The 25,325-nt window shown below is 63.7% G+C and carries 22 protein-coding genes; 10 read left to right on the top strand and 12 right to left on the bottom strand.

Features of this window, described 5'->3' with window-relative positions; all coding sequences use genetic code 11:
• The first annotated feature begins 48 nt into the window (after window positions 1-48).
• Window positions 49-1,251, top strand: coding sequence for a pyridoxal phosphate-dependent aminotransferase (locus ACD578_RS14755; RefSeq protein ID WP_404286116.1), 1,203 nt, complete (start codon window positions 49-51; stop codon window positions 1,249-1,251).
• A 156-nt stretch (window positions 1,252-1,407) separates the two neighbouring features.
• On the top strand, window positions 1,408-1,722 hold the full coding sequence (locus ACD578_RS14750; RefSeq protein ID WP_404286114.1) for a hypothetical protein: 315 nt from the start codon (window positions 1,408-1,410) through the stop codon (window positions 1,720-1,722).
• Between the two features lie 212 nt (window positions 1,723-1,934).
• On the opposite strand, the gene ACD578_RS14745 is transcribed toward ACD578_RS14750, so the two are convergent.
• The gene (locus ACD578_RS14745; protein ID WP_404286112.1) at window positions 1,935-4,256 is read right to left on the bottom strand and encodes a hypothetical protein; all 2,322 of its coding nucleotides are present in this window, start codon (window positions 4,254-4,256) and stop codon (window positions 1,935-1,937) included.
• A gap of 654 nt (window positions 4,257-4,910) precedes the next feature.
• Here ACD578_RS14745 and ACD578_RS14740 point away from each other — a divergent pair.
• The 3 genes from ACD578_RS14740 to ACD578_RS14730 all read left to right on the top strand — a co-directional run bounded on the left by ACD578_RS14740 (window position 4,911) and on the right by ACD578_RS14730 (window position 9,617).
• Window positions 4,911-5,384: a DUF992 domain-containing protein gene (locus ACD578_RS14740; protein WP_404286110.1), complete on the top strand. Its 474-nt coding sequence runs from the start codon at window positions 4,911-4,913 to the stop codon at window positions 5,382-5,384.
• Window positions 5,385-5,703: 319 nt separating this feature from the next.
• Window positions 5,704-7,743 carry an elongation factor G gene (locus ACD578_RS14735; protein WP_404286108.1) on the top strand — a complete coding sequence of 680 codons (2,040 nt, stop codon included), beginning with the start codon at window positions 5,704-5,706 and terminating at the stop codon, window positions 7,741-7,743.
• Window positions 7,744-7,886: 143 nt separating this feature from the next.
• Window positions 7,887-9,617, top strand: a complete 1,731-nt coding sequence (locus tag ACD578_RS14730; RefSeq protein WP_404293875.1) for an AMP-binding protein — start codon at window positions 7,887-7,889, stop codon at window positions 9,615-9,617.
• A 279-nt stretch (window positions 9,618-9,896) separates the two neighbouring features.
• On the opposite strand, the gene ACD578_RS14725 is transcribed toward ACD578_RS14730, so the two are convergent.
• The 3 genes from ACD578_RS14725 to ACD578_RS14715 all read right to left on the bottom strand — a co-directional run bounded on the left by ACD578_RS14725 (window position 9,897) and on the right by ACD578_RS14715 (window position 12,845).
• The gene (locus tag ACD578_RS14725) at window positions 9,897-10,787 is read right to left on the bottom strand and encodes a LysR family transcriptional regulator (protein WP_404286106.1); all 891 of its coding nucleotides are present in this window, start codon (window positions 10,785-10,787) and stop codon (window positions 9,897-9,899) included.
• Window positions 10,788-11,016: 229 nt separating this feature from the next.
• Window positions 11,017-11,979, bottom strand: coding sequence for a thioredoxin-disulfide reductase (gene trxB, locus ACD578_RS14720; protein ID WP_404286104.1), 963 nt, complete (start codon window positions 11,977-11,979; stop codon window positions 11,017-11,019).
• Window positions 11,979-12,845, bottom strand: coding sequence for a mitochondrial fission ELM1 family protein (locus ACD578_RS14715; RefSeq protein WP_404286102.1), 867 nt, complete (start codon window positions 12,843-12,845; stop codon window positions 11,979-11,981). The genes trxB and ACD578_RS14715 overlap by 1 nt, the downstream gene beginning before the upstream one ends.
• A 305-nt stretch (window positions 12,846-13,150) precedes the next feature.
• Between ACD578_RS14715 and ACD578_RS14710 the strand changes: the two genes are divergently transcribed.
• Entirely contained in the window at window positions 13,151-13,651 is a 501-nt protein-coding gene (locus tag ACD578_RS14710) for an Lrp/AsnC family transcriptional regulator (protein WP_404286100.1), read from the top strand.
• A 451-nt stretch (window positions 13,652-14,102) separates the two neighbouring features.
• Here the strand turns inward: ACD578_RS14710 and ACD578_RS14705 are convergent, their stop codons facing one another.
• The 3 genes from ACD578_RS14705 to carB form a co-directional block, all read right to left on the bottom strand.
• Entirely contained in the window at window positions 14,103-14,606 is a 504-nt protein-coding gene (locus tag ACD578_RS14705) for a hypothetical protein (protein WP_404286098.1), read from the bottom strand.
• A gap of 34 nt (window positions 14,607-14,640) precedes the next feature.
• Entirely contained in the window at window positions 14,641-15,117 is a 477-nt protein-coding gene (greA, locus tag ACD578_RS14700; RefSeq protein ID WP_152713297.1) for a transcription elongation factor GreA, read from the bottom strand.
• Window positions 15,118-15,223: 106 nt separating this feature from the next.
• Complete coding sequence (carB, locus tag ACD578_RS14695; RefSeq protein ID WP_404286095.1) at window positions 15,224-18,694, bottom strand: carbamoyl-phosphate synthase large subunit; 3,471 nt, start codon at window positions 18,692-18,694, stop codon at window positions 15,224-15,226.
• A gap of 206 nt (window positions 18,695-18,900) precedes the next feature.
• Here carB and ACD578_RS14690 point away from each other — a divergent pair, with 206 nt between their 5' ends.
• Together ACD578_RS14690 and ACD578_RS14685 are read left to right on the top strand one after the other, a co-directional pair.
• A complete protein-coding gene (locus ACD578_RS14690; protein WP_404286093.1) occupies window positions 18,901-19,686 on the top strand; it encodes an SDR family NAD(P)-dependent oxidoreductase in 786 nt (261 codons plus the stop codon).
• A gap of 39 nt (window positions 19,687-19,725) precedes the next feature.
• Window positions 19,726-20,112, top strand: a complete 387-nt coding sequence (locus ACD578_RS14685) for a GtrA family protein (protein ID WP_404293873.1) — start codon at window positions 19,726-19,728, stop codon at window positions 20,110-20,112.
• Window positions 20,113-20,137: 25 nt separating this feature from the next.
• Here the strand turns inward: ACD578_RS14685 and ACD578_RS14680 are convergent, their stop codons facing one another.
• A complete protein-coding gene (locus tag ACD578_RS14680) occupies window positions 20,138-21,016 on the bottom strand; it encodes a formate/nitrite transporter family protein (protein ID WP_404286091.1) in 879 nt (292 codons plus the stop codon).
• A 219-nt stretch (window positions 21,017-21,235) separates the two neighbouring features.
• Here ACD578_RS14680 and ACD578_RS14675 point away from each other — a divergent pair, with 219 nt between their 5' ends.
• A complete protein-coding gene (locus tag ACD578_RS14675; protein WP_404293870.1) occupies window positions 21,236-22,474 on the top strand; it encodes an MFS transporter in 1,239 nt (412 codons plus the stop codon).
• Here ACD578_RS14675 and ACD578_RS14670 read toward each other — a convergent pair.
• Together ACD578_RS14670 and ACD578_RS14665 are read right to left on the bottom strand one after the other, a co-directional pair.
• On the bottom strand, window positions 22,438-23,163 hold the full coding sequence (locus ACD578_RS14670; protein WP_404286089.1) for a class I SAM-dependent methyltransferase: 726 nt from the start codon (window positions 23,161-23,163) through the stop codon (window positions 22,438-22,440). The genes ACD578_RS14675 and ACD578_RS14670 overlap by 37 nt on opposite strands.
• A gap of 22 nt (window positions 23,164-23,185) precedes the next feature.
• Window positions 23,186-23,647 (bottom strand): MarR family winged helix-turn-helix transcriptional regulator, encoded by a 462-nt coding sequence (locus tag ACD578_RS14665; protein ID WP_404286087.1) that lies wholly within the window; start codon window positions 23,645-23,647, stop codon window positions 23,186-23,188.
• 152 nt (window positions 23,648-23,799) lie between these two features.
• On the opposite strand from ACD578_RS14665, the gene ACD578_RS14660 reads away from it, so the two are divergent.
• Window positions 23,800-24,219: an organic hydroperoxide resistance protein gene (locus tag ACD578_RS14660; protein ID WP_404286085.1), complete on the top strand. Its 420-nt coding sequence runs from the start codon at window positions 23,800-23,802 to the stop codon at window positions 24,217-24,219.
• A 63-nt stretch (window positions 24,220-24,282) separates the two neighbouring features.
• Here ACD578_RS14660 and ACD578_RS14655 read toward each other — a convergent pair whose 3' ends face one another.
• Complete coding sequence (locus tag ACD578_RS14655) at window positions 24,283-24,831, bottom strand: cupin domain-containing protein (protein WP_404286083.1); 549 nt, start codon at window positions 24,829-24,831, stop codon at window positions 24,283-24,285.
• A 73-nt stretch (window positions 24,832-24,904) separates the two neighbouring features.
• On the bottom strand, window positions 24,905-25,279 hold the full coding sequence (locus ACD578_RS14650) for a hypothetical protein (RefSeq protein WP_404286081.1): 375 nt from the start codon (window positions 25,277-25,279) through the stop codon (window positions 24,905-24,907).
• Window positions 25,280-25,325: the final 46 nt, after the last annotated feature.

Below are 25,325 nucleotides of genomic sequence, written 5' to 3'. Positions count from 1 at the left end.
TCCGCCGCCGTCACGGTCCTTATCTAACGCCCCGATCGGAGGATTCCCATGGGCTTTTTGTCTGACGCCCTTTCCCGCATCAAGCCGTCTGCAACCATCGTCATCACGCAGAAAGCGCGGGATCTGAAAGCTCAAGGGCGGGACGTGATCAGCCTCTCCGTCGGCGAGCCGGATTTCGACACGCCCGACAACATCAAGGAAGCGGCCATCGCCGCGATCCGCCGCGGCGAGACCAAGTACACGCCGGTCTCCGGCATCGTGCCCCTGCGCGAGGCCATCGCCCGCAAGTTCAAGCGCGAGAACGGCCTCGACTACAAGCCCTCGCAGACCATCGTGTCCACCGGCGGCAAGCACGTGATCTACAACGCGCTGCTCGCGACGCTCAACCCGGGCGACGAGGTCATCATCCCGGCGCCGTACTGGGTCTCCTACCCCGAGATGGTGGTGCTGTGCGGCGGCAAGCCCGTCTTCGTCGACTGCACCATGGAGCACGACTTCAAGCTCCAGCCGGAGCCGCTCGAGCGCGCCATCACGCCGAAGACCAAGTGGATCATCCTCAACTCGCCGTCGAACCCGACGGGCGCCGCTTATTCCCGCGCCGAGATGAAGGCCATCACCGACGTGCTGATGCGCCATCCGCACGTGTGGGTGCTCACCGACGACATGTACGAGCACCTGACCTACGGCGATTTCGAGTTCGTGACGCCGGCGCAGGTCGAGCCGAACCTCTACGAGCGCACGCTCACCATGAACGGCGTGTCGAAGGCCTATGCCATGACCGGCTGGCGCATCGGCTACGCGGGCGGGCCTGAGCATCTCATCAAGGCCATGGACTTCGTGCAGGGCCAGCAGACCTCGGGCACGAGCGCGATCTCGCAATGGGCGGCGGTCGAGGCTCTCGACGGTCCGCAGGATCACCTGAAGGTCTTCAGGAAGGCTTTCGAGGAGCGCCGCGATCTCGTGGTCTCCATGCTCAACCAGTCGAAGTACCTGAAGTGCCCGATGCCGGAAGGTGCGTTCTACGTCTATCCGTCCTGCGCGGAGGCCATCGGCAAGACGGCTCCCTCGGGCAAGGTGCTGGCGACCGACGAGGACTTCGTGTCCGAGCTGCTGGAAGCGGAAGGCGTCGCCGCCGTGCACGGCTCGTCCTTCGGCCTCGGCCCGAACTTCCGCATCTCCTACGCCACGTCCAACGCGGCGCTGGAAGACGCCTGCAACCGCATCCAGCGCTTCTGCGGGTCTTTGCGCTAGAGCATTGGATGAGGGGCGGCTCAAAATTGTGCTTGCCCCTCAAGCCCTCATCCTGAGGACCGCCGGAGGCGGTGTCTCGAAGGACGAGGGCGACTCCAGCGTTCACTGGATCCTCCTTCGAGACAGTCACTTCGTGACTTCCTCAGGATGAGGGCAGTGACTGACGAGATTGTCTTCGAGGAGCGCACCGTGCAGACAAGCCTGCCGCGGACCTTCCATCCGGATCCTGCGGCAGAGCCCTACCGGGCGAACCCCGCCTCCACGCATCGCGTGAAGTTCGACGCCCGCGTCGACTTCACCAATGGCGGCTGCGTGGAGGCGAAGGACTTCCTCCTCGACATCGCGGGCGACACTGTCAGCCCGGAACGTCTGGCCGAGATGATCGTCTCGGCCATGAACCTCCTGCGCGCCGGCCCCGTGACCATCACGGCCATGCGCATCGTCCGGCGCGGCGAGCACCAGGACGGGTGACCGGCTTCTCTCCAGGACGGGAGAGGGGAAGGCCCTCGATCCCTTGCTCGTGAAGGACCGACCGTCAATTCAACTCCACCGTCATCACCGGCCTCGTGCCGGTGATCTCGATGAGGAAAAGCGCCGCGCTTCCCATGGTCGGGATGGCCGGCACGAGGCCGGCCATGACGGGGAGGGTGTGAGCTGGGGCGGGCTCGTTCCTGGCCAGTCTCCTACAGCACGAACCAGCCCTTCTGAAGGTCGAGCGCGCCCTTGATCTTGATCACGGCCTCGGCGGAGCGGTCGTTGTCCGTGTTGAGGTAGATATAGGTGGTGCTCTTCGTCTTCTCGAAGCGCATCTCGCCCGCCTTGCTGAAGCTTTTCTCGTCGCCGATGAACGAGAACTTCTGGTCGCCCCGCTTCCTCGTATTGGCATCGATGGCGCTCAGGTCGATCCTGTCGCTCTGCCGGCGCGAGAAGTCGAGGATGTAATCCGCTTTGCTCTTGGATGCGCTCGTGTCCCGGTCGTCGAAGACGAACACGTCCCGTCCCGCGCCGCCGGCGAGGCTGTCCTGGCCGAGCCCACCTGTCAGCCGGTCGTTGCCGGCCCCACCGGAGAGCCTGTTGACGCCTGCATTGCCGGTGAGGGCATTGGCCAAGCCATTGCCCGTGAGCGCCAGGCGGGCCGTGCCGTCTGCGGCCGTGAGGTTCTCCACCTCAGTCAGCGCGGCCAGCGAGAAGCTGAGGCCGGTCATGATCGTGTCGATGCCGCCGCCGGCCGCCTCGACGATCGTGTCCGATCCATTCGTGACATAGGTGTCGTCGCCGCTGCCGCCGTTCATCACGTCCGCACCGGCTCCGCCATCGAGTCGGTTCGCGCCGGCGTTGCCGGTAAGCATATTGGCGAGAGCATTACCCGTGAGCATAACGCCGGTGCTGCCGTCTGCGGCCGTGAGGTTCTCCACCTCAGTCAGCGCGGCCAGCGAGAAGCTGAGGCCGGTCACAACCGTGTCGATGCCACCGCCGGCCGCCTCGACGATCATGTCCGCGCCATCCGTGACATAGGTGTCGTCGCCGGCACCACCGTTCATGACGTCTGCACCGAATCCACCGTCGAGCCGGTCGTTGCCGGCGTTGCCGTTGAGGATGTTGCTGAACGCGTCGCCGGTGAGGGTGTCGCTGCCCGCGCCGCCAGACAGCGTGTCGGCGATGCCTGTGTTGCGCACTATGGTGCCGCTGGCGAGATCGAGAGTATGCGCCACATTCCAGGTCAACGCGCCTTCGATCAGGGTGACGACGGCATCCTTGGCCCCGGTGCTGGCATAGGCGTGGTGCAGGCTGACCTTGCCGGCGACGGGTGTCTCCGTGGTGCTGGTGCCGTCGCCCCAGGCGATATTGACTCTCGAGGCGCTGCCGACGCCGAGCGTCGTCTCGATGAAGCGACCCTCGAGGATGGCGGCTGCATTGGCCTTGTAGAACAGGTTGACGAGGAAGAGGTCGGTTCGGTTGTTGCCGTCGCCGGCGACCAGGTTGGTGGCGTCGCTTTCGAACACGACAGAGCGCCCATCCGGGCTGAACAGAGGCGTATAGCTGTCGAAGTCTGTCTGGGCTCCGTTGGCTGCGGTGGAGAGGCGGGTGATCGCGCCGGTGGTCAGGTCCTTGAGGAAAACATCGGAGACGCCGTTGGTGTCGTCGGCGACCAGGTTGGAGGCCTCGCTCGTGAACACCACGAAGTGCCCGTCTGCGCTGAACCGAGCGTCATAGCTGCGCCCGTTTCCCTGTGTTCCGTCCGCGGTGTTTGTAACAAGAGTGACGGCACCCGTGGTCAGGTCTTTCAGGAAGATGTCGATTTGATTGTTGGCGTCCCCAGTAACCAAGTTATTGGCGCTGCTTTCGAACACTGCAGAGTGCCCGTCCGGGCTGAACCGAGCGTCGGAGTTGAGGCCGTTTGCCTGGGTTCCGTCTGCGGCGCTTGTGACAAGAGTGACCGCCCCCGTGGTCAGGTCTTTCAGGAATATGTTGGGAAAAAAACTGCCGCTGCCGCCCAGATTGGCAGCGGTGCTGCTGAACACCATGAGGTGTCCGTCCTGGCTGAGCTGAGCATCAGAGCTGTTGCCGTTGGCCTGTGTTCCGTTTGCCGTGGTGGAGAGGCGGGTGACGGCTCCGGTGGTCAGATCCTTGAGGAAGATGTCGGTTGCATTGTTGGTGTCGCCGGTGATCAGGTTGGTGGCGTAGCTGGTGAACACCACGAAGCCCCCGTCTGGGCTGAACTGGACGTTTAAGCTATTGGAATCTGCCTGTGCTCCGCCTGCCGTGGTGGAGAGGCGTATGATCGCGCCTGTGCTCAAGTCCTTCAGAAAGATGTCGCGTTGCCCGTTGTTGTCGCCGGCGACCAAATTGTTGGCATCGCTTTCGAACACCACAAAGCGCCCGTCCGGGCTGAACTGGGCTTCATTGCTGTCGCCCAGCCCCTCCATGCCATCGGCCGCGGTCGAGATCCGGGTCTGGACATCGTCGCTCGTCGGCTTGAAGGCGGACTGCACGGACAGGAACATGGCGGCCTCACAATCGATAAAAAACGCAGCCCCCCAGCCACGCGAATAACATTGCTTAAACAAGCAATTCTTCCCTTGGGCTACTCTCTGAATGGAGGGTTCGGGCTGTGCGCGTGCATCGCGTGCCGCCGCACATCAGAGGCCGGCTCATCGAAGCATTGCGCCGGCTTCTCTCTGTGGAGGAGCAGGATGGAAGCGTCGGCGAGAGCCCGTGAAGGAGCCCCGCGCACCCACGACGTCACCACCGGCCTGTGCCCGTGATCCCGATCCAAGAAGCGTAGCGCCTTTCCGATCGGGATGGCCGGAACAGGCCCGGCCATGACGGGGGAGGGGCAGAGCCAGTGATCCTGATGGATTGAAGCGACGCGCCCACGCCTTCGAACGTCATCACCGGGCTTGTCCCGGTGATCCCGATGAAGGGAAGCGCAGGGCTCCAATTAATCAGGATGGCCGGCACAGGGCCGGCCATGACGGGGGAGGGTATCACGGGGGAGGGTATGACGAAGGCGGGTGCGGGACAGGCTTAGGGACAGACCCGGGTGACGTCGGACCGTCAGGACGCCGCTTCCCTGATTCAGGATCTCCAGTCCTGCAGGGAACGCGGCCGCCGTTGCGCCGTTAATCGCTAAGCTTGCTCAAGCTTAGGAGATCACCATGCGTCGTGCCGCGCTCCCCGTTGCCGCTCTCGCCTGTCTCGCTGCTCTCGGTGCCACGGAGGCCCAGGCGCAGAACCGCGGACGGGCCGGCGTCCTGTCCTGCAGCGTGTCGGGCGGGATCGGTCTCATCGTCACGTCGCAGAGGACCACCCTGTGCACGTTCAACCCCCGGCGCGGCCCGAACGAGCGCTATGTGGGCTCGATCCGCCGGTTTGGGCTCGATATCGGGGCGACGCGGGGCGGCATCCTCACATGGGCCGTGTACTCCAGGGGCAGCGTGGCGCCGGGCTCTCTCGCGGGCAGCTATGTGGGCGGCGGCGCCGAGGCGACGGCCGGCGCCGGCGTCGGAGCCAATGTCCTGGTCGGCGGCTCGAACCGGAGCATCTCGCTCCAGCCCGTCTCCGTGAGCGGCCAGACCGGCTTCAACTTCGCCCTCGGGGTCGCCGATTTCGAGCTGCGCCGGGCGCGGTAGGGCAGAGGGTTTCACCCCCGTCTCCCCGTCATCACCGGACGGAGTCACACACGCCGTGTCATGGCCGGCCTTGTGCCGGCCATCCCGATTTTGTGAAGCGCTGCGCTTCTCTTCATCGAGATCACCGGCACAAGGCCGGTGATGACGTCGCGTGTATCCTGCGCGGTTGTACAGCACAGCCGGGCGCAAGCTCGGCCGCTTCTGCTTGCGGCACCCCTCGCAAAAGCCTCTTGCCAACTCACCATCAGAGGCAGAGCATTCACGATAACGCGTCCGTGAAGAGCGCATTGGGAAGTGGGGGCTGGGAGGATGACGTCCTATGGCACCCAACGGCAGATTAGCTTCGGGCCCGCGATGCATCGCTATCGTCGGCCCGTTTCAGAGCGGCAAGACCACGCTCCTCGAGGCAATCCTGGAGCGGACCGGAGCGATCTCGCGGGCAGGTCGCGTGTCCAACCGGGACAGCGTCGGCGATGCGAGCGCGGAGGCCCGCGCGCACGCCATGAGCATCGAGCCCAACGTGGCGACAGTCGATTTCCTCGGCGAGAGCATCACCTTCGTGGATTGCCCCGGCTCGACGGAATTCCTGCACGAGATGCGCAACGTCACGCCGATCTGCGACGCGGCTATCGTCGTCTGCGAGGCGGACGAGCGTAAGATCCCGGCCCTTGAAATCATCCTGCGGGACCTTGAAGAAGCGGATATTCCGCGCTTCCTCTTCATCAACAAGATCGACACGGCCAATCAGCGCGTTCGCGAGACGCTGGCGCTGCTGCAGCAGGCCTCGCGCACGCCGCTGCTCCTGCGCCAGATTCCGCTCTGGAAGGATGGCATCGCCGTCGGCTTCATCGATCTCGCCCTGGAACGCGCCTTCATCTATCGCGAGCATGCGCCGAGCGAGATCGTGGACCTGCCCGAGGGCGAACTGCCGCGGGAGAAGGAAGCGCGCTTCGCCATGCTCGAGCGCCTCGCCGATTACGACGATTCGCTCATGGAAGAGCTGATCTCGGAAATCGAGCCGCCGCGCGACCAGATCTTCGACGATCTGTCGAAGGAGCTGAGGGAGCGCCATGTGGTGCCCGCCCTGATCGGCTCGGCCGAGCGCGGCAACGGCATCACGCGGCTTCTCAAGGCCCTGCGCCACGAGGCGCCGACGTTGGCGAACACGCGCGCGCGCCTCGGCATTGCCGAGGAGGGCGCGCCTCTGGCCCAGGCCGTGAAGACTCTGCACATGGGCCAGGGCGGCAAGCTCACCATCGCCCGCGTCATGCGCGGCACCTTCCATGAGGGCGACACGGTGGTCGGCTCGCGCGGAGCGGAGGCGCGGATCGGCAGCCTCGTCACGCTCGTGGGCAGCACCATGAACCGCAAGGCGGAAGCGGTGGCCGGCGATACGGTCGGCTTCGGCCGGCTGGAGGGGATCGCCACGGGCGACAGCTTCGCCACCGGCAAGGCAAGGCCCGATGCCATCGCGTCGCCTACGCCGCCCGAGCCTGTTTATGTGATGGCCCTCAAGGTGAAGGACCGCAAGGACGACGTGCGCCTCTCGAGCGCGCTCGCCAAGATCACGGAGGAGGACCCGTCCCTTGCGGTCGAAACCCGGCCCGAGATGGGCGAGATCCGGCTCCATGGCCAGGGTGAGATGCATCTGCGGGTGGCCGTGGAAAAGCTGGCCTCGCGCTTCCAGGTCGGCGTCGAGACGGCCAAGCCCAAGGTGGCCTATTGCGAGACGATCAAGCTGCCGGCTTCGGCCCGCGGACGGCATCGCAAGCAGACCGGCGGGCACGGCCAGTTCGGCGACGTGATGATCGAGATCAAGCCGCTGCCGCGCGGGGAGGGTTTCGCGTTCCAGGACCATATCACCGGCGGCGTGGTGCCGCGCCAGTACATCCCGTCCGTCGAGACCGGCGTCCGGGATGCGCTCAAATGCGGCCCCCTCGGCTACCCGGTCGTCGACCTTGCGGTGTCGCTGACGGACGGCTCCTACCACACGGTGGATTCCTCGGACGCCGCCTTTCAGGCGGCCGCCAGGCTCGCCTTGTCGGAGGCGCTTCCGAAGGCGAAGCCCGTTCTGCTGGAGCCGGTGCTGTCGGTCGAGATCACGATCCCGTCCGAGGCCCTCTCCAAGGCGACGGCCCTCGTCACTGGACGGCGCGGGCAGATCCTGGGCTATGACGAGCGGCCCAGCTGGGCCGGCTGGCAGGTGCTCAGCGCCACCATTCCGGAATCGGAGATCGGCGACCTCATCGTCGAACTGCGCTCGGCGACGGCCGGTGTCGGGACCTTCTCCACCCGGTTCGATCACATGGCGGAACTGAGCGGCCGTCCGGCCGAAATGGTCCTGAACAAGGCCCACTGATCGGTCTCGGGCCTGAACGATCTTTAGACGATCGTTCAGGTCTAAACTATTTCCATCGACAAATGGGCTCGTCCACGCCAAGTTAAGCTTTGTTGGAGACGCCATCTCCCATGAAGCAGACTCGCCGCGAAGCGGAGACAATGATGAACGCCACGACCCCGGCGTCTGCCACGGCAGACGCTTCGGATCTCACCGCAGACCGCCCTTGGCTCAGGTCCTATCCCGCGCAGGTTCCCAAGACGATCAATGAAGCCAGTATCGGCACCCTCAACGACATCTTCCGCAAGGCCGTCGCGGATTATCCGAACCGGCCCGCCGTCGAGAGTTTCGGCAAGCGGATGACCTATGCCGCCCTGGGGCGCGAGGCCGATGCGGTGGCGTCCTGGCTTCAAGGGCAGGGGCTGAAGAAGGGCGATCGCGTGGCGATCATGCTGCCGAACGTGATGGCCTTTCCGGCCATCCTGTTCGGGGTGCTTCTGGCCGGAGGCACGGTGGTCAACGTCAACCCGCTCTACACCCCCAGGGAACTGACCTACCAGCTCAAGGATTCCGGCGCCCGCTTCCTGTTCGTGCTCGAAAACTTCGCCGCGACGGTCGAGGAATCGCTGCCGGATCTCACCCTGGACCGCGTGGTTCTCGTCACGCCCGGCGATCTCCTCGGCCTCAAGGGGGCCATCGTCAATCTGGTCTCCCGCCATGTGAAGAAGGCGGTCAAACCCTTCGACCTGCCGCAGGCCGTTGCCTTCAAGGCTGCCATGGCCGAGGGCGCCAAGCGCGCGCCGCAGGCCGTGACCGTATCGCGAGACGATATCGCCTTCCTGCAATATACGGGCGGCACGACGGGCATTGCCAAAGGCGCGACCCTGCTCCACCGCAACGTGGTGGCCAACGTGCTCCAGTGCGAAGCCTGGATGCTGCCGTTCTTCGGCGATCGCGAGGATCATGTGATGGTCACGGCCCTGCCGCTCTATCACATCTTCGCCCTTACCGTCTGCGCCATGCTGATGACGAGAATCGGCGGGTGCCAGCTGCTGATCGCCAATCCGCGGGACATCCCGGGCTTCGTCAAGACGCTGCAGAAGAGCCGGATCACGCTCATGTCCGGCCTCAACACGCTCTACAATGCGCTGGCCAATGCCCCCGGCATTGAGAAGGTCGACTTTTCGCAGATGGTCTTCGCCGTGTCCGGCGGCATGGCGACCCAGGAGGTCGTGGCGAGGAAGTGGAAGGGAGTGACCGGGCAGCCCATCGTCGAGGGCTATGGCCTCTCCGAGACGTCGCCCGTGGTCTGTGCCAACCGGCTCGACATCGAGGAGTTCACCGGCACCATCGGCTATCCGCTGCCGTCGACGGACGTCTCCGTGCGTTCCAGCGACGGCACGATCCTTTCCCCGGGTGAGCGGGGGGAGCTTTGCGTGAAGGGACCGCAGGTCATGGCGGGCTACTGGCAGCGGCCTGACGAGACCGCGAAGGTCATGACTGCGGACGGCTGGTTCCGCACCGGCGACGTGGCGGTGATCCTGCCCGACGGTCAGGTCAAGATCGTGGACAGGATGAAGGACATGGTCCTCGTCTCCGGATTCAACGTCTACCCGAACGAAGTGGAAGACGTGATCGTCAAACATCCAGGTGTGATGGAAGCTGCTGTCATCGGCCTGCCGGATGAGCATTCGGGCGAGGCGGTGGTGGCCTATGTGGTCCGGAGGGATCAGGCTCTCACCGTCGAGGAGCTGCGCCAGTTCTGCCGCGAGAACCTGACCGGCTACAAGGTGCCGCGCCGGATCGAGTTCCGGGAAACCCTGCCGAAGACCAACGTGGGCAAGGTTCTGCGCCGCGCACTTAAAGAGGAAGTGGAGCAATCCCACGCCCGCTGAGCGGGTTCTCAGCCCCTGAAAAAGAAAAAAGCCGGGCTCGAAGCCCGGCTAAAGTAGAGGTCCGACAAAAGTCAAAACCTTCCAGAGGGAACGGCCGACGCGGCAACGCCGGGAGGAAGAAAGCGATGCCGCGTTGAAATCAGCCACTGGTGATATCGGCCGCATGGAGCTTATTTGCAATGCAGCATGCCTCATAAAAGGGCTGCGCCAAATGCATGGCTCTTGTCATCTGAGGGACAAAATCTGAGCTGCCATCGACCTTGGCAGGGGATTCGGAAGTCAGAACGTCCAGCGCTGAGCCTTGGAGATCAGGAAGTCCCGGAAAGCCTGGACGCGGGCGACCGAGCGCATCTCCTCGGCATAGACGAGATAGCTGTCGAGAGACGGCATTTCCACGTCACGCAGGATCTGGATCAGATCCGGATTGCCGACCACTGCATAGTCCGGCAGCACGGCAATGCCTGCTCCCGTCTCGACGGCCAGTTTCAGCGCCGTGATGTTGTTGACGACGTAGTGGTACTGGCGCGGCTCGCGCCCCTCGCGGCCGGCTGTGGAGAGCCAATGCACGGCCATGAGATAGGACGGCTGGTCACCACCGAAAGAGACGATCCGGTGCTCGTCCAGATCCTCCAGGGTCTTGGGCTCGCCAAATCGCTTCAGATAATCCACCGAGGCATAGACGTGGAAATGCACGGTGAAGAGGCGGCGCTGAATCAAGTCCGGCTGGGCCGGACGGCGCAGGCGGATAGCCACGTCGGCCTCACGCATGGCGAGGTCCAGTTCCTCGTTGGACAGGATCAGCTCGACCCGGACATCCGGATAGAGATCCAGAAACTCGGCGATGCGCTGGGCAAGCCAGATGGAGCCGAGGCCGACGGTGGTCGTGACCTTCAGCTCGCCCGAAGGCCGCTCGCTGGTCTCGACCAGCCGCGCCTTGGTGGTTTCCAGCCGCATGCGCATGTCTCGGGCGGCCCGGAACAGCAGGTCGCCCTGCTCGGTGAGGATCAGGCCTCGGGCATGGCGGTGGAAGAGGGGGGCCTTCAATTCGCGCTCGAGGGCGCTGATCTGGCGGCTGACGGCGGATTGGCTCAAGCCCAGATCATCTCCGGCCCGCGTGAAGCTGCCCGCTTCAGCGACCGTATAGAAAATCCGGATTTTATCCCAGTCCACGGCATTCCCCTCATGCCTAGCGCATCGTGCGGAAAAGTGGATCCGGTTTTCCGCTCGAACGATGCGCCGGCCAAGAGAAGGAGCATCGGAATTGATCCCAAAAGTGGGGTCCACTTTTGGGTCCGAGGCTCTAGCATGCTCCTGACGCAAGGCAACTCTTATCTCTTATGAGCCGAGGGTCCGACGCAACAGGAAATCGGCCTGAGACCTAACCAGTTGTTAATAAACTTTATTCGGCGGCTTCCTGGGCAGCCTCCAGAGCCGCCAGGTAGCGTTCCGCGTCCAAAGCCGCCATGCAGCCCATGCCTGCCGAGGTGACGGCCTGCCGGTAGATGTCGTCCGTCACGTCGCCAGCCGCGAAGACGCCCGGAATGTTAGTCTCGGTCAAGCCGGGTTTCGTCAGTAGATAGCCGCCGGACTTCATGTCGAGCTGGCCGGTGAAGAGTTCCGTCGAGGGTTTGTGGCCGATGGCGATGAAGACGCCGTCGGTCTTGAAGTCCGACATCTCGCCCGAAACGATGTTCTTCAGCCGCACATGGGTGACGGAGGAGGGATTCTCGCTGCCGCAGATCTCCTCGACGGCCGAGTTCCAGATCATCTCGATCTTGGGGTGCTTGAACAGACGGTCCTGCAGGATGCGCTCGGCACGCAAGGAATCCCGGCGATGGACCAGCGTGACCTTCGAGGCGAGGTTGGCGAGGTAAAGCGCCTCCTCGACGGCCGTATTGCCGCCGCCCACCACCACGACTTCCTTGCCGCGATAGAAGAAGCCGTCGCAGGTCGCGCAGGCGGAGACGCCGAAGCCCTGGAACTGGCCCTCGGACGGCAGGCCCAGCCACTTGGCCTGGGCGCCGGTGGCGACGATCAGCGCGTCACAGGTATAGGTTTCGCCGGAATCACCCTCTAGGCGGAAGGGACGCTGCCTCAGGTCCACCTTGGTGATGTGATCGGAGATCATGTGGGTGCCCACGTGCTCGGCCTGCATCCGCATCTGCTCCATGAGCCAGGGGCCCTGGATCACGTCGGCGAAGCCCGGATAGTTCTCTACATCCGTCGTGATCATGAGCTGCCCGCCGGGCTGGAAACCGGAGATCATCACAGGTTCGAGCAGGGCGCGCGCCGCATAGATCGCTGCCGTATAGCCCGCCGGCCCCGAGCCGATGATGATGAGCTTGGCGTGAGAATGGGCCATCAGGGGGTCTCCAGTGAAAAGGCGAAATCCGGCAGGCCGAGAGCGCGGCGGTGGCGATTCAAGCCCTCGGCTATGGCCTCCGCGACCTTGGGTGTTGAATTTAGTGGTTCATAGGGCTGTCCTTCAAGACGGCCCTCGAAGGGATGCACAACTCCATGGGCTTTAAGGTCCCGCATGTAAACATCCAGTTTAGGATGCCCCCCTGAGGGCTCGAAGACCAGGATCGGCCTGCCGGTCACGGCGGCCTCGCCGATCATGTTGAAGGAATCCGCCGTCGCGACGACGAAATCGGCGAGAGCGAGAAGGTCCCCATAGGGGTTCACGCCTGTGCCATCCCAGAAGAACCCCCCATGCTTTGCGGTCAGGGCCATCAGAGCCGCCCGCAGGGCCGGCGGCGTGCGGCGCGAGGCCGTGACCATCAATCCGGCTCCGGTCTCTGCCACGGCAGTCAGATGCCGGATGAAACGGGCGGTGTCCTCGTCCAGAAACCGGTGATGGCGACTGTCGCCACCAGCCAGCACGGCGATGCGCGGATGAGGGAGGTGGGCGAGGCGAGGATCGGGCTGGGCACGGGCCGCTTCGAGCTTCCTGGCCGAGATCCGGTGCGGCGGGGTGAGAGTGTTGAGGACATTGGGACCCCGCAGGCGATCATAATCCGGAGACCAGATGAAATCGGCGGTCTTCGGTCCGGTGCGGGGATCCTTGAGAAACACCGTATAGGTGTGTCCGCCCGAAGCCCGCTTCACGTGGCGCAAGTAGGCCACGGCCCGGCGGCCCGAAGCGATGAGGAGGTCGGGAAGGGGCGGGGCAAGGGGACTGCCGGGAGACCCCGCCCGCTCACGCGGATCGATGGGCCCCCAGGGCATGAACCAGCTGAACGGCGGCCTCGGCTTAATCCGGCGGATCTCCGGGGGAGGCCTAGAGCCTCGGTGATGCTCAGGGCCTGCAGCTCGTCCCCGGCCTTGCCATCGGTCAGCACCCAGGTGATAAGGCCGGTATCCTTGCGCAACATTCGATCAATGAGCCTGTGGAGTTCATAAAGTTCGTTGCGACTTAATCGCCTGTCCTTCTTGTGTAGACCCTCTACACGGTCTACTCACCCAAGACGAGATTTTTTGACCTGATGCCGCATGATCAGGGCGACCGGCCAGTGCCCCTTGTCTGACCATGCATGAGCGGAGTTACCGTGCGCGGACGCCTCGATTCCATCGACTGGGCCATCCTGAAAGAACTGCAAGCCGACGGCAGCATCACCAATGTGGAGCTCGCCCGGCGGGTCGGCCTGTCGGCGCCGCCGTGCCTGCGCCGGGTGCGCGCATTGGAAAGCGCTGGGATCATCAAGGCCTATCGGGCGATCCTCGACCCGAAGAATCTCGGTTTCGAGATCGTCTGCTTCGCCATGGTGCAGCTCGACATCCAGGGCAAGAAGGAGCTGCGGGAATTCGAGCAACGGGTGAAGGACTGGTCCATGGTCCGCGAGTGCTGGACCCTCTCGGGCGATATCGACTTCATCATGAAGTGCGTGGCCCCGAACCTCGCGTCCTTCCAGGGCCTCGTTTCCGAGCTTACCTCCCTGCCGAACGTGCGCAACGTCCGCACCGCCCTCACGCTCGACCTCATCAAGGACGATCCACTGGTGCCGATCGAGGACGTAGCGGAAGTCGAGGGTTAAGAGGCAGGCATTCCGTAAGGGCATGCCTTCCGCTTGCCGAGAGCGAGCTTGATCCCTCACTTGGGCAATCGCCGAAGAAGGCAGCTTCGCGAGATGGGAGCTCTATCCCTCTATGCTCATCATCCAGGATGCCGCAAGCGATCCGACTCCCTGCGGCGGGGACGGGCAAGGCTTGTTGCCATGCAGGCAACTTTCGCCGTTCGGCCCTCGCACCCTCCGACGTCATCACCGGCCTTGTGCCGGTGATCCCGATGGTCTGAAGCGCCGCGCCTCACCGGATCGGGATGGCCGGCACAGGGCCGGCCATGACGGGTGGGAAGCAACCGGTATCATTCCCGAACCACCAAGGCACTGAGGCGACAAGGATCGCGGCAAGGGCGCGCCGCGGCTGGCGCTTCGCTCGAAGTAAAGGAACCCGTCAGCCTCTCACCCCCGCCACCCTCGGCGTGAGCTAGATCTGCCGCCTGAGCCAGCGCACGTAATGCTGGGCCACCTGCACGGCACGGCCCTGCTCGTCCGGAGTCAGGATGCTGGTATTCACGTCACGCACAGCGAGCATCGGATGGCTTGCCAGGACCTCGCCCCTGCGGCCGATAGCCAGGGCTTCACCCTCCACTGCATCGTGCCCGCTGTTGCCGCCGCCCCCTCGACCTCGGTATCCGCTGCTGTTGTCAGGAGACGAAGTCAGAAAGACGCCCGTCAGGCGCAGCACAAGACGGGGCCCGCGAGGATCGACCCGGTCAGCAAAAGAACGCCGCAGTTCGTCGAGTGCGGCCGCGCCGACAAGGTCGGCGAAGGGACCGAGCCCCTTGGCTTTGAGGACGCTCACATCGACCGAGAAGGAAGAGAACGCCTGCGGGAAGCTCTGGGCATGGGCAGGCAGGGCAAAGCCTGCGCCGGCGAGGCCGGCACAGGCGAGAGATTTCAGGATGGTACGCCGGGAGGGGGACGTCATGGGATTTCTCATCGTTCCTGCCCCCTTCCGTTGATCAGGCGCCGAATTGGACGCCGACGACCTCATAGGATTTGCCACCGCCGGGGGTCGAGACCTCCACCGTATCGCCGATGGTCTTGCCCATGAGGGCGCGCGCGATAGGAGACGCGACCGAGACCCGACCCGAGCGCACATCGGCTTCGGGTTCGCCGACGATCTGGTAGGTTTTCTCTTCCTCGGTGTCCTCGTCAACGAGCTTCACCGTCGCGCCGAACTTGATCCGGTCGCCGGAGAGCTTTGCAATATCAATGACTTCGGCGCGGGAGATCAGGCTTTCGAGCTCAAGGACCCGGCCTTCGTTGAGGGATTGGGCTTCCTTGGCGGCATGATACTCGGCGTTTTCCGACAGGTCGCCAAGCGCGCGCGCTTCCGCGATAGCCTGGATGATCCGGGGGCGTTCAACCTGCTGCCGGTGCTTGAGTTCTTCCTCGAGCGCCGCAAAACCCTTGATCGTCAGAGGGACCTTGTCCATCGTTTATCTCGTCCAAAAAGAGGTACGAGGCCGCTGTTGCCAGCGCCCTCGCATGTCAACGAAAACTTACCAGAAGCTTCGCAGTTCCAATGTGAGGCCGGATGCCTCAGGCAAAGTATTCCTGAAGCGCCCGGACTTCGAGATCGCCGCTGAGGTATGCTTTGATGCCCTCGGCCGCGGCAATCGCTCCTGCAAGAGTGGTGTAGTAAGGTATCTTATGCAAGAGGGCAGCTTGTCTTAAAGATCGGGAATCCGAGAGGGCGCCAGCCCCTTCGGTGGTATTGAAGACGAGCTGGATATCGCCGTTCTTAATGGCGTCCACCACGTGCGGGCGGCCCTCCAGGACCTTGTTGATCCGCGTCGCCTTGACGCCGTTTTCCTCAAGAAATTTCTGGGTTCCCGCGGTCGCCATGATCCGGAAGCCGATCTCCTCGAGCATCCGGACGGTGGGCAGGATGCGGGCCTTGTCCGAGTCGCGGACCGAGACGAAGAGGGTTCCCGTCCTGGGAACCTGGCTGCCGGCGCCGAGCTGGCTCTTGGCGAAGGCCACGCCGAAGCTGCGGTCGAGGCCGATCACCTCTCCCGTCGAGCGCATTTCCGGCCCGAGCAGCACGTCCACGCCCGGGAAGCGGGCGAAGGGGAAGACGGCTTCCTTGACGCCGATATGCGGCAGCTCCTTTGGGGTCAGGCCGAACTTTGCCAGATCCTCGCCCGCCATGATGCGGGCCGCGATTTTGGCGATGGGCTCTCCGATGACCTTGGCCACGAAGGGCACCGTGCGCGAGGCGCGGGGATTCACCTCAAGAACGTAGATCGTGCCGTCCTTGATGGCGTATTGCACGTTCATCAGGCCGCCGACATCGAGCGCCAGGGCCAGGGCCTTCGTCTGGCGCTCCAACTCGGCAAGGATCTCAGGCGACAATGAGCGGGGCGGCAGCGAGCAGGCGGAATCGCCCGAATGGATGCCCGCCTCCTCGATGTGCTCCATGATGCCGGCGATGAAGCTGTCCTTGCCGTCGCAGAGGCAGTCCACATCCACCTCGATCGCGTCCGAGAGGTAGCGGTCGAAGAGGAGAGGGTTCTTGCCCAGCACCGTGTTGATCTGGCCGGTCTTGTCGTTCGGGTAGCGGGCCTTCACGTCGGACGGGATCAGGCTCGGCAGGGTGCCGAGCAGGTAATCCTCGAACTGGGTCTCGTCGCGGATGATCGCCATGGCCCGGCCGCCGAGTACGTAGGACGGGCGTACCACGAAGGGCAGACCGAGATCGGCAGCGATCAGACGGGCCTGCTCCACCGAATAGGCGATGCCGTTCTTCGGCTGCTTCAGGTGCAGCTTGTCGAGAAGGCGCTTGAACCGGTCCCGGTCCTCGGCAAGGTCGATGGCATCGGGCGAGGTGCCGAGGATCGGTACGTCGGCCTCCTCCAGGGCGCGGGCGAGCTTGAGCGGGGTCTGGCCGCCGAACTGGACGATCACGCCGTGGAGCGTGCCCTTGGAGCGCTCGGTCTCGATGATCTCCAGCACGTCTTCCTGCGTCAGCGGCTCGAAGTAGAGCCGGTCGGAGGTGTCGTAGTCGGTCGAGACCGTCTCCGGGTTGCAGTTGATCATGATGGTCTCATAGCCCGCGTCCTTGAGCGCGAAGCAGGCATGACAGCAGCAGTAATCGAACTCGATGCCCTGGCCGATCCGGTTCGGGCCGCCGCCCAGAATGATGACCTTCCTGGCATCGGACGGATCGGACTCGTCCGCCGGTCGGCCTGCGAAGGGCGCGGCATAGGTCGAGTACATATAGGCGGTGGGGGAGGCGAACTCCGCCGCGCAGGTGTCGATGCGCTTGAAGACCGGACGCACGGAGAGCGCACGGCGCGCCTCGCGCACTTCGGCCTCGGTCTTGTGAGTGAGCACGGCAAGGCGTGCGTCCGAGAATCCCATCGCCTTGAGATGACGGAAGGCGCCCGGTGTCTGCGGCAGGCCATGGGCCTTCACCTTGGCTTCTAGGTCGACGATGTCCTGGAGCTGTTCCAGGAACCAGCGGTCGATCTTGCAGCTCTCGTAGACCTCGTCGTGGCTGATACCCAGGCGAAGGGCCTGAGCGACTTTCAGGATCCGGTCCGGGGTCGGCGTGCCGATCGCAGCCTTGATGGCGTTCCGGTCGTCGCCCTTGCCCATGCCTTCGATCTCGATCTCGTCGAGGCCGGTGAGGCCGGTTTCGAGCGAGCGGAGCGCCTTCTGGAGCGATTCCGGGAAGGAGCGGCCAATGGCCATGGCCTCGCCCACGGATTTCATGGCCGTGGTCAGGGTCGGCTCGGCGCCGGGGAACTTCTCGAAGGCGAAGCGCGGGATCTTGGTGACCACGTAGTCGATGGTCGGCTCGAAGGAGGCCGGGGTCGCGCCGCCGGTGATGTCGTTGGCGATCTCGTCGAGGGTATAGCCGACGGCGAGTTTCGCCGCGACCTTGGCGATCGGGAAGCCCGTGGCCTTGGAGGCGAGCGCCGAGGAGCGAGACACACGCGGGTTCATCTCGATCACGATCATGCGCCCGTTCTCCGGGTTGATCGCGAACTGCACGTTCGAGCCGCCGGTCTCGACGCCGATCTCGCGCAGGACCGCCAGGGAGGCGTCGCGCATGATCTGGTATTCCTTGTCGGTGAGCGTCAGGGCAGGGGCGACGGTGATGGAGTCGCCCGTGTGCACGCCCATCGGGTCGAAGTTCTCGATGGAGCAGATGATGATGCAGTTGTCCGCCTTGTCGCGGACGACCTCCATCTCGTACTCCTTCCAGCCGAGCACGCTCTCCTCGATCAGCACCTCGTTGGTGGGCGAGGCATCCAGGCCACCTTCCACGATGTCGAGGAATTCGTCACGGTTGTAGGCGATGCCGCCGCCGGTGCCGCCCATGGTGAAGGAGGGACGGATGATCGCCGGCAGGCCGACCTCGGAAAGCGCGATCAGGGCCTCCCCCAGGGCGTGCTCCTGATAGCGCTTGCGGCGGTCGTTCTCGCCGGCGTCCCATTTCAGCTTGTAGCTGGAGATCACGCGCTTCTTGTCGCCCGGATGCATGTCGAGGGCCTCGAGCCGCGCGAGTTCGGCGAGGTAGGCGTCCCGGTCGGCCTTCTTGAGAGCCGAGGCATTGGCGAGGCGCGATTTCGGCGTGTCGAGGCCGATCTTGGTCATGGCCTCGCGGAAGAGCTGCCGGTCCTCGGCCTTGTCGATGGCTTCCGCCGTCGCGCCGATCATCTCGACATTGAACTTATCCAGCACACCCATCTTCTTGAGCGACAGGGCGCAGTTGAGCGCCGTCTGGCCGCCCATGGTGGGCAGGATCGCGTCGGGGCGCTCCTTCTCGATGATTTTGGCGACGATCTCAGGGGTGATCGGCTCCACGTAGGTGGCGTGCGCGAGATCGGGATCGGTCATGATCGTCGCGGGGTTCGAATTCACCAGGATGATGCGGTAGCCTTCCTCCTTCAGGGCCTTCACGGCCTGGGTGCCCGAATAATCGAACTCCACGGCCTGGCCGATGATGATCGGACCGGCGCCGACGATGAGAATGGAGGAGATGTCTGTCCGCTTTGGCATTGGGCCACCCAGGCGTGTCCAGCCGCGCGGCCGTAAAGCTACGGCGCTTCGAGCGCAGCCGGGATGTGATCGGATTGTAGGTTGAGAGAGGCTCTTACACGGACCTTGTGCAAATTCAAAGGCCCGAGCCATGATTTAGACAGGCAATGCCCATGCGGTACGATCCGCGGCGTATCGCATTGAAAGGGAGCTGGGAAAAGATGGCCATGACCGAGGAGCTTCGCTGGACGTTGATTACAGGAGCATCCAGCGGAATCGGTGCGGAACTGGCCCGCATCTTCGCCGGCAGGGGTTACCCGCTCATCCTGACCGCCCGGCGGCACGAGAGGCTCGAGGCTCTGAGTGCAGAGCTCGGCCGGAACCATGGTGTGCCGGTCGAGATCATGGCGATCGACCTCGAGGACAGGGAGGCACCTCGGGATCTTCACGAAATGCTCCGGGAGCGAGGGATCGCGGTCCATACCCTGGTCAACAATGCCGGGTTCGGCCTGAGAGGGTATTTCGCGTCCCTTCCGCACGAGAAGCAACTCGCCATGATCGACCTCAATGTCACGGCACTCGCCTCGCTCTGCCGCCTGATGCTGCCGGGCATGATCGAGCGGAAGCGGGGAGGGATCCTGAATGTGGCCTCCGTCGCTGCCTTCCAGGCCGGGCCGTACATGGCGGTCTATTATGCGACGAAAGCTTTCGTCCTATCCTTGTCGGAGGGTCTGCATGACGAGGCCAAGCCGCATGGAGTGACGGTCACGGCCCTCTGCCCGGGACCGACCGAAAGCGAGTTTTCGGAGACCGCAGGCTTGAAGGATCCGCGTCTCTTCAACTCGGGCGTCACGTCCTCCGCCGAAGTCGCCCGCGCAGGGGTCGAGGGCTATGAGGCCGGGCGGGCCATCGTCATTCCGGGCGCCAGGAACCGCGTCGGAGCCATCGGGGCAAAGTTCGCGCCGCGCTTCCTTTCGCGCAGGATCGCAGGGCTCCTTCAGGGAATGAGGTGACGGGCCCTTGCGAAGCGGCTATCGAGAGGGCGTGATCGCATCTCGTTCCCTCCATCGTCTGATCCGTCAATTCACCGCCTTCTTCGGAGTCGGTCTGGCGGCTGCAATGGTCCATTACGGACTTCTTATCGCCCTCGTCGAAGGCGCAGACATCGATCCCGTTCCGGCGACGCTCGCCGGCTATGTGGCGGGGGGCTCCTGTCCTACTGGCTCAACCGCAAGCATACTTATGAGAGCGACAGGCCCCACCGGGAGGCCACATGGCGCTTCGCCCTCGTTGCCTTGGTCGGTTTCCTTGTGACGTGGTTCCTCATGCATGCATTCACGGTTTGGCTCGACGGGCCTTATCTGCCCTCGCAGATCATCACGACCGGCGTCGTGATGCTGTGGAGCTTCATGGCGCATAAGGCTTGGACGTTCGCCTGAGCGGAAGGAGAAGATCGGGCGTTCCTCATCGCTGCAATTCCGGGACGACTTGCCCGAAATTGAGCGCGGCCACGAGCGTGACGCCGCCCAGAACATTCCCGATAAGGGTGGGCGCGAAGAAGCGCAGGACGTAATCCGCCCAGGTGGCCTGGCCCGTTTCCACGAGATAGAATCCGTCGACCGAGCCTGCGATCAGATGCGAAAAGCCTCCAATGGCCACCACGTAGGTGATGATGAGGATCACGAGCACGCGCGCCGAATCTGCTCCTGGCAGGAGCCAGACCATGAGGGCGATCAGCCAGCCGGCAAAGATTGCCTTGAGCACGACCGTTCCGAATGGCGATGCAACGACCTTATGACTGATTTCCGAGAAGGCATTCTTGATCTCGGGTGCGAAGAGAGGCGTATGCGCGATCACGGCTGCAAAGGCCCAGGTTGCGACGATGTTGGCCGCAAGCACGATGGCCCACAGCTTCAGGACACGCAGGAAAGTTCGTCCATCCCGGTTATGCAAAAGGGGGAGGATGGGCGTGAGGGTATTTTCGGTAAAGAGCTGCTGACGACCCAGCACTACGATCAGGAATCCGATCGTATAACCGAGACTGCTCACCAAAGGCTTCCATGACGCGTCCGGCAGATGGGCGTGCAGCAAACCTTCCACGGTGAGGGAAAAGCCCATGGACAGGCCGGCAGCCAGCCCGGAGAGGAGCAGCGCGGAGGCCGTGCGGTCGAGTTCGCTTTCGCCCTCTGCTCGAATGGTCTCGTGAATGAGCGCTGCGTTGGGCCTGCTTTGCCCTTCGACGGCTTTCTTCTCCTTCGGAGACAGATCCGGTGTCTTTTCGGCGGGGTTGAAGCTGTCTCGCTGCTGCGGCTCGACAGGCCTGTCCGAGGAGGCGAAGGTCATGAGGCTGCCTTGCAGATGAATCCCTGACAAGCCACTGGCCAATGGCTTGTTCCGAACGGCTGGAGCAGGACCGTCTTTCAGTGCAGCCCTGACCTGCATTTCGTCCTCTGTCTGAATCTTTTTGCAGTGCAATATAAACTGACGTCCTGAGCCGGACGCTTTGCTCCGCAGGCTCTGCCACAATCGCATCACACGAAAAGTAGGGGCTCCATGTCCGATATGGCCATTGCCGAGGAAGCCTGCCTTGCCACGAAGGACAAGGCTCCCGCGGTTCCGCATTCCCGATTGGCCGTTATCCTGATCGAGTTGGCCCTTGCGGTCGGCAGCTTCGGCATCGGCACCGGCGAGTTCGCGATCATGGGGCTGCTCCCGAACGTCGCGCAGGAATTCAACGTCACGACTCCTGAGGCCGGATACGCGATCAGCGCCTATGCGCTCGGGGTCGTGGTCGGTGCTCCCATCATCGCCGTCTTGGCGGCAAAGCTCGCGCGCCAGACGCTTCTCCTGCTCCTGATGGCTGTCTTTGCCGTCGGCAATGCGGTCAGCGCCGTGGCGCCGAGCTTCGAGTCCTTCGTGCTTCTGCGCTTCCTCACCGGTCTGCCGCACGGTGCCTATTTCGGCGTGGCCGCTCTCGTGGCAGCCTCCCTGGTTCCGCCGAACAAGCGCACCCAGGCGGTGGCGCGTGTCATGATGGGCCTGACCGTCGCGACCCTGCTCGGCACCCCCGTGGCCACCTGGTTCGGGCAGATCCTGAGCTGGCGGATCGCCTTCGGCGCCGTCGGCTTCATGGGAGCGCTGACCGTGGTGCTGATCTGGCTCTTCCTGCCGAAGGACAAGGTCCAGGAAGGCGCGAGCCCGATGCGGGAACTCGGCGCCTTCAGGAGCAAGCAGGTCTGGTTCACCCTCGGCATCGGGGCGGTCGGCTTCGGCGGCCTGTTCTCCGTCTTCTCCTACATCGCTTCGACAGCGACGGAGGTGGCCCAGATGCCGGAGAGCGCCGTTCCGGTCATGATGGCCCTGTTCGGCTCCGGCATGATCATCGGCAATCTCGTCGGGGCCTGGTTCGCCGACCGGAACCTGATGGCCACCATCGGAGGGGTGCTCGCCTGCAGCGTCGTGGTGATGACGGTGCTCTGGCTGACGGCGGAGAACCCCTACATGCTCTCGGCCTGCGTCTTCCTCGTCGGCTGCAGCGTCGCCATCGGACCGGCCCTGCAGACCCGCCTGATGGACGTGGCTGCCGATGCGCAGACCCTGGCGGCGGCCCTCAACCATTCGGCCTTCAATATCGCCAATGCGCTTGGCGCCTGGCTTGGCGGACTCGCGATCGCGGCCGGATACGGCTTTGCCTCGACCGGTTGGGTCGGTGCTGTTCTGGCCGTTGCAGGGCTTGTGGTATTCGGCCTGTCGCTGGCGAGCGATCAGCGCTCCGTAAGGTCTTCCGTATCGCGAGCCTGAGACGACGGACGCGCCAGGAAGGTCATGCGGGCCTGGTTGTGCCCGAGGTTCCGCTCGGCGCGCTCGGGCTCGAACCCCGCGTCCTGCACGAGGTCGACGATCTCCTCCTCGCTGTATTGCGCAAGGCCCAGCTCCTCGCGGACCTTGCGATAATCCGAGAAGGCCGTACGGGCGAGACCGGTGATTGCCGATCGCAGGAAACCGCCCTGCCACGCGAAGGAGAGCAGCGCCTTGGCATCGGTGAGAGGGCTGATGTCCGGCGGGATGATGTCGCCCAAAACCAGCTTGCCGTCGGCCTTCAGCTTCTCGTGCATGAGCCTCAGGAGAGCGCGGAACTCGTCGAGGGAGAGATACTGGACGAGCGAGTTCACCACGATGAGGTCGAGGGAAGCGTCCGCAATTCCGCTGACATCGTCAATCGAGAGAACCGCGATCCGCTCGTTGCCTTTGAACCTCTCGGTCAGGCGCTCGCGCACCAACGGCGCGGCATCGCTTAAGTAAAGCCTTGCACATCTGGCGGCGATCTTGTCGGCGAGAAGCGCCTCGCCGCTGCCGTAGTCCAGCACGACCGCCTTGGGTGAGGGGATGAGGCCGATGATATCGTTGGCGAGCAGGCGATAATGCAGCATCTTGTGCCGCTCGCTCGTATAGATCGGCGTGTCCCGGTTCCAATAGTCGCGCCAATTCATCGAAAAAGACATCTCCCTGAACTCAGGATTTTCCCGAGAGTGCAGCCGAGTCATGGAGCCTGCTGCGGAGTTTCGCAACCTCCTGGCTGAGAGCACGGGCTTCGTCGAACGAGAGACCCAGCACGCAACCAACGTTCTTCGGAATCTCCTCCGCCTTCTCGCGCAGGGCACGACCGGTCTCGGTGAGGGAAATCCTGACCTGCCGCTCGTCCTTCTTGTCGCGTGTCCGGCGAATATGACCCACGTTCTCGAGACGCTTCAGCAGCGGCGTCAGGGTGCCGGAATCGAGAAACAGCCGGTCTCCGACCGCCTTCACGGTGAGATCATCCTGCTCCCATAGCACCAGCAGGACCACATATTGCGGGTAGGTCAGGCCGAGCGGGTCCAGGAACGGACGATAGGCCCGGCTGAAGGCATGGGAAACGGAATAGAAGGCGAAGCATAGCTGGTTATTGAGCGCCAAAGTCTCTGGCATCTTCGTCATGGTCACCTCCACGCAGCACCACCCTATGAAAAAAATAGGTTGCACACAATCGAATTTAGATCTATGTGGGCAAGTAGATTGCGTGCAATTGAATTGCGAGCCTGCAATTGGCCAGTCGGGCTCTCGGGCCTGACACTTCAAGGAGCTTTCCGATGACCCCGCTCTACACAGCCGATGCTTCAGCCCATGGCGGACGCGAAGGCGTCGCCGCTTCCAACGACGGAAAGCTGGAGGTTCGCCTCTCGACACCGAAGGAACTCGGCGGCTCGGGCGGCGAGGGGACCAATCCGGAGCAGCTCTTCGCGGCCGGCTACTCGGCCTGCTTCCTGGGTGCGCTGAAATTCGTCGCCTCGCAGAACAAGATCGCTCTGCCGGCGGACGCTTCCATTGAGGCCAAGGTCGGCATCGGCAAGCGCGACGACGGCGCGGGCTTCGGTCTGGTGGTCGAGCTGAAGGCGAACCTGCCGGGCCTGTCCCAGGAGCAGGCCACCGATCTGGTGCACAAGGCCGACGTAGTCTGCCCTTATTCGCACGCAATCCGCGGCAACGTGCAGGTCACGCTGTCGGTCTAAAAAGGCGATTGAACCGTAGGGGCAAAGGCCTCCCGCCTCACCAGGCGGGAGGCCTTTTCGGGTTCAGGTCCAGAGCTTCATGAGGGCCCCGTCGGCCCCGTCCACGGGATCCGCATCCGGCAGCGGTACTTGGGCGATGCGCTGCTGCGATGTGGCGAGGGCATTGGGATCGTCACGGATGGTCTCGTAATCGCCCCCGGCCGGATAGGCGCCGACGACCGCGAAGTCGTCGCTGCCGTTGATCAACGCATGGGCGACGCCGGCCGGGATGATCACCACGTCGCCTGCGCTCAGCGTGATGAGATTGCCGTCCTCGCCGCCGAAGCGGACCTGGGCCGAGCCCGACACGATGCCGAGCACCTCGTGGGTGTTGGGATGGTAATGGTGGTAGTCGTGGATGCCGTCGAGCCAGGCATTCGTCCAGCCATACTTGGCGAATGTCGCCTTGAATGACTTGGCAGGATCATCGGGGGAGGGAGTAATCGCCCCGCGGCGAATCACCAGCGGCAGGGAGGGATTGTTCGGAACGATGCCGTTGCTCTGAAAGACAACGGTTTCCGTTCCATGGGGCGCGTCATAACGAGCCGCGCCAGCTCCTGTCGGTTGAACCATGCGTGTCTCCTTCAGTCGGGAGAGAACGCATGGTGCCGACGAAAGATCGAGCGGGACTGTTGTTCCTGTGGCCCTACATGCCGATGAGCATGGCCGCGACGGCGCGGTCGATGGACAGGTAGAACATCCCGAAGGCCACGGCCGCCGCGATGGCGAACTCGATGATCTGGTTCCTGAAGACGCGGAACTTGGCGAAGAGGTTCTGGCCGAAGATCGAGATCAGCCAGGCCGTCGTGAGCACCACCGGGAAGATGAAGAGATAGGACCAGGTGCTCTCGACCGGGCCCACATTGGCCGGATCGATCAGCGGCCGGATGTTGCGCACCCAAGGAGCATAGAGAGCGGCGTAGAGCGACGTCAGCCAGGCGAGCGTGACGGCGACGCCGAGATGAAACGTGAACAGATTGTGCAGCCGGCTGAATTCGCCGGAATCGTCATCGAAATCCATTGGATGAAACCCCCAAACCAAGGCCCGGAATCATTTTGCTTTTATG

The organism is Microvirga sp. RSM25 (assembly GCF_044784385.1).
In the GTDB taxonomy this organism is placed as follows: Bacteria; Pseudomonadota; Alphaproteobacteria; order Rhizobiales; family Beijerinckiaceae; genus Microvirga; species Microvirga tunisiensis.
This window is presented reverse-complemented; position numbering and strand designations above follow the sequence as displayed.

Coding starts and splice junctions, on each gene's coding strand:
- ACD578_RS14755 (WP_404286116.1), top strand. CDS start 49: ATGGGCTTTTTGTCTGACGCCCTTTCCCGCATCAAGCCGTCTGCAACC.
- ACD578_RS14745 (WP_404286112.1), bottom strand. CDS start 4,256: ATGTTCCTGTCCGTGCAGTCCGCCTTCAAGCCGACGAGCGACGATGTC.
- ACD578_RS14740 (WP_404286110.1), top strand. CDS start 4,911: ATGCGTCGTGCCGCGCTCCCCGTTGCCGCTCTCGCCTGTCTCGCTGCT.
- ACD578_RS14735 (WP_404286108.1), top strand. CDS start 5,704: ATGGCACCCAACGGCAGATTAGCTTCGGGCCCGCGATGCATCGCTATC.
- ACD578_RS14730 (WP_404293875.1), top strand. CDS start 7,887: ATGAACGCCACGACCCCGGCGTCTGCCACGGCAGACGCTTCGGATCTC.
- trxB (WP_404286104.1), bottom strand. CDS start 11,979: ATGGCCCATTCTCACGCCAAGCTCATCATCATCGGCTCGGGGCCGGCG.
- ACD578_RS14715 (WP_404286102.1), bottom strand. CDS start 12,845: ATGCCCTGGGGGCCCATCGATCCGCGTGAGCGGGCGGGGTCTCCCGGC.
- ACD578_RS14710 (WP_404286100.1), top strand. CDS start 13,151: ATGAGCGGAGTTACCGTGCGCGGACGCCTCGATTCCATCGACTGGGCC.
- ACD578_RS14705 (WP_404286098.1), bottom strand. CDS start 14,606: ATGACGTCCCCCTCCCGGCGTACCATCCTGAAATCTCTCGCCTGTGCC.
- greA (WP_152713297.1), bottom strand. CDS start 15,117: ATGGACAAGGTCCCTCTGACGATCAAGGGTTTTGCGGCGCTCGAGGAA.
- carB (WP_404286095.1), bottom strand. CDS start 18,694: ATGCCAAAGCGGACAGACATCTCCTCCATTCTCATCGTCGGCGCCGGT.
- ACD578_RS14690 (WP_404286093.1), top strand. CDS start 18,901: ATGACCGAGGAGCTTCGCTGGACGTTGATTACAGGAGCATCCAGCGGA.
- ACD578_RS14680 (WP_404286091.1), bottom strand. CDS start 21,016: ATGACCTTCGCCTCCTCGGACAGGCCTGTCGAGCCGCAGCAGCGAGAC.
- ACD578_RS14675 (WP_404293870.1), top strand. CDS start 21,236: ATGGCCATTGCCGAGGAAGCCTGCCTTGCCACGAAGGACAAGGCTCCC.
- ACD578_RS14670 (WP_404286089.1), bottom strand. CDS start 23,163: ATGAATTGGCGCGACTATTGGAACCGGGACACGCCGATCTATACGAGC.
- ACD578_RS14665 (WP_404286087.1), bottom strand. CDS start 23,647: ATGACGAAGATGCCAGAGACTTTGGCGCTCAATAACCAGCTATGCTTC.
- ACD578_RS14660 (WP_404286085.1), top strand. CDS start 23,800: ATGACCCCGCTCTACACAGCCGATGCTTCAGCCCATGGCGGACGCGAA.
- ACD578_RS14655 (WP_404286083.1), bottom strand. CDS start 24,831: ATGGTTCAACCGACAGGAGCTGGCGCGGCTCGTTATGACGCGCCCCAT.
- ACD578_RS14650 (WP_404286081.1), bottom strand. CDS start 25,279: ATGGATTTCGATGACGATTCCGGCGAATTCAGCCGGCTGCACAATCTG.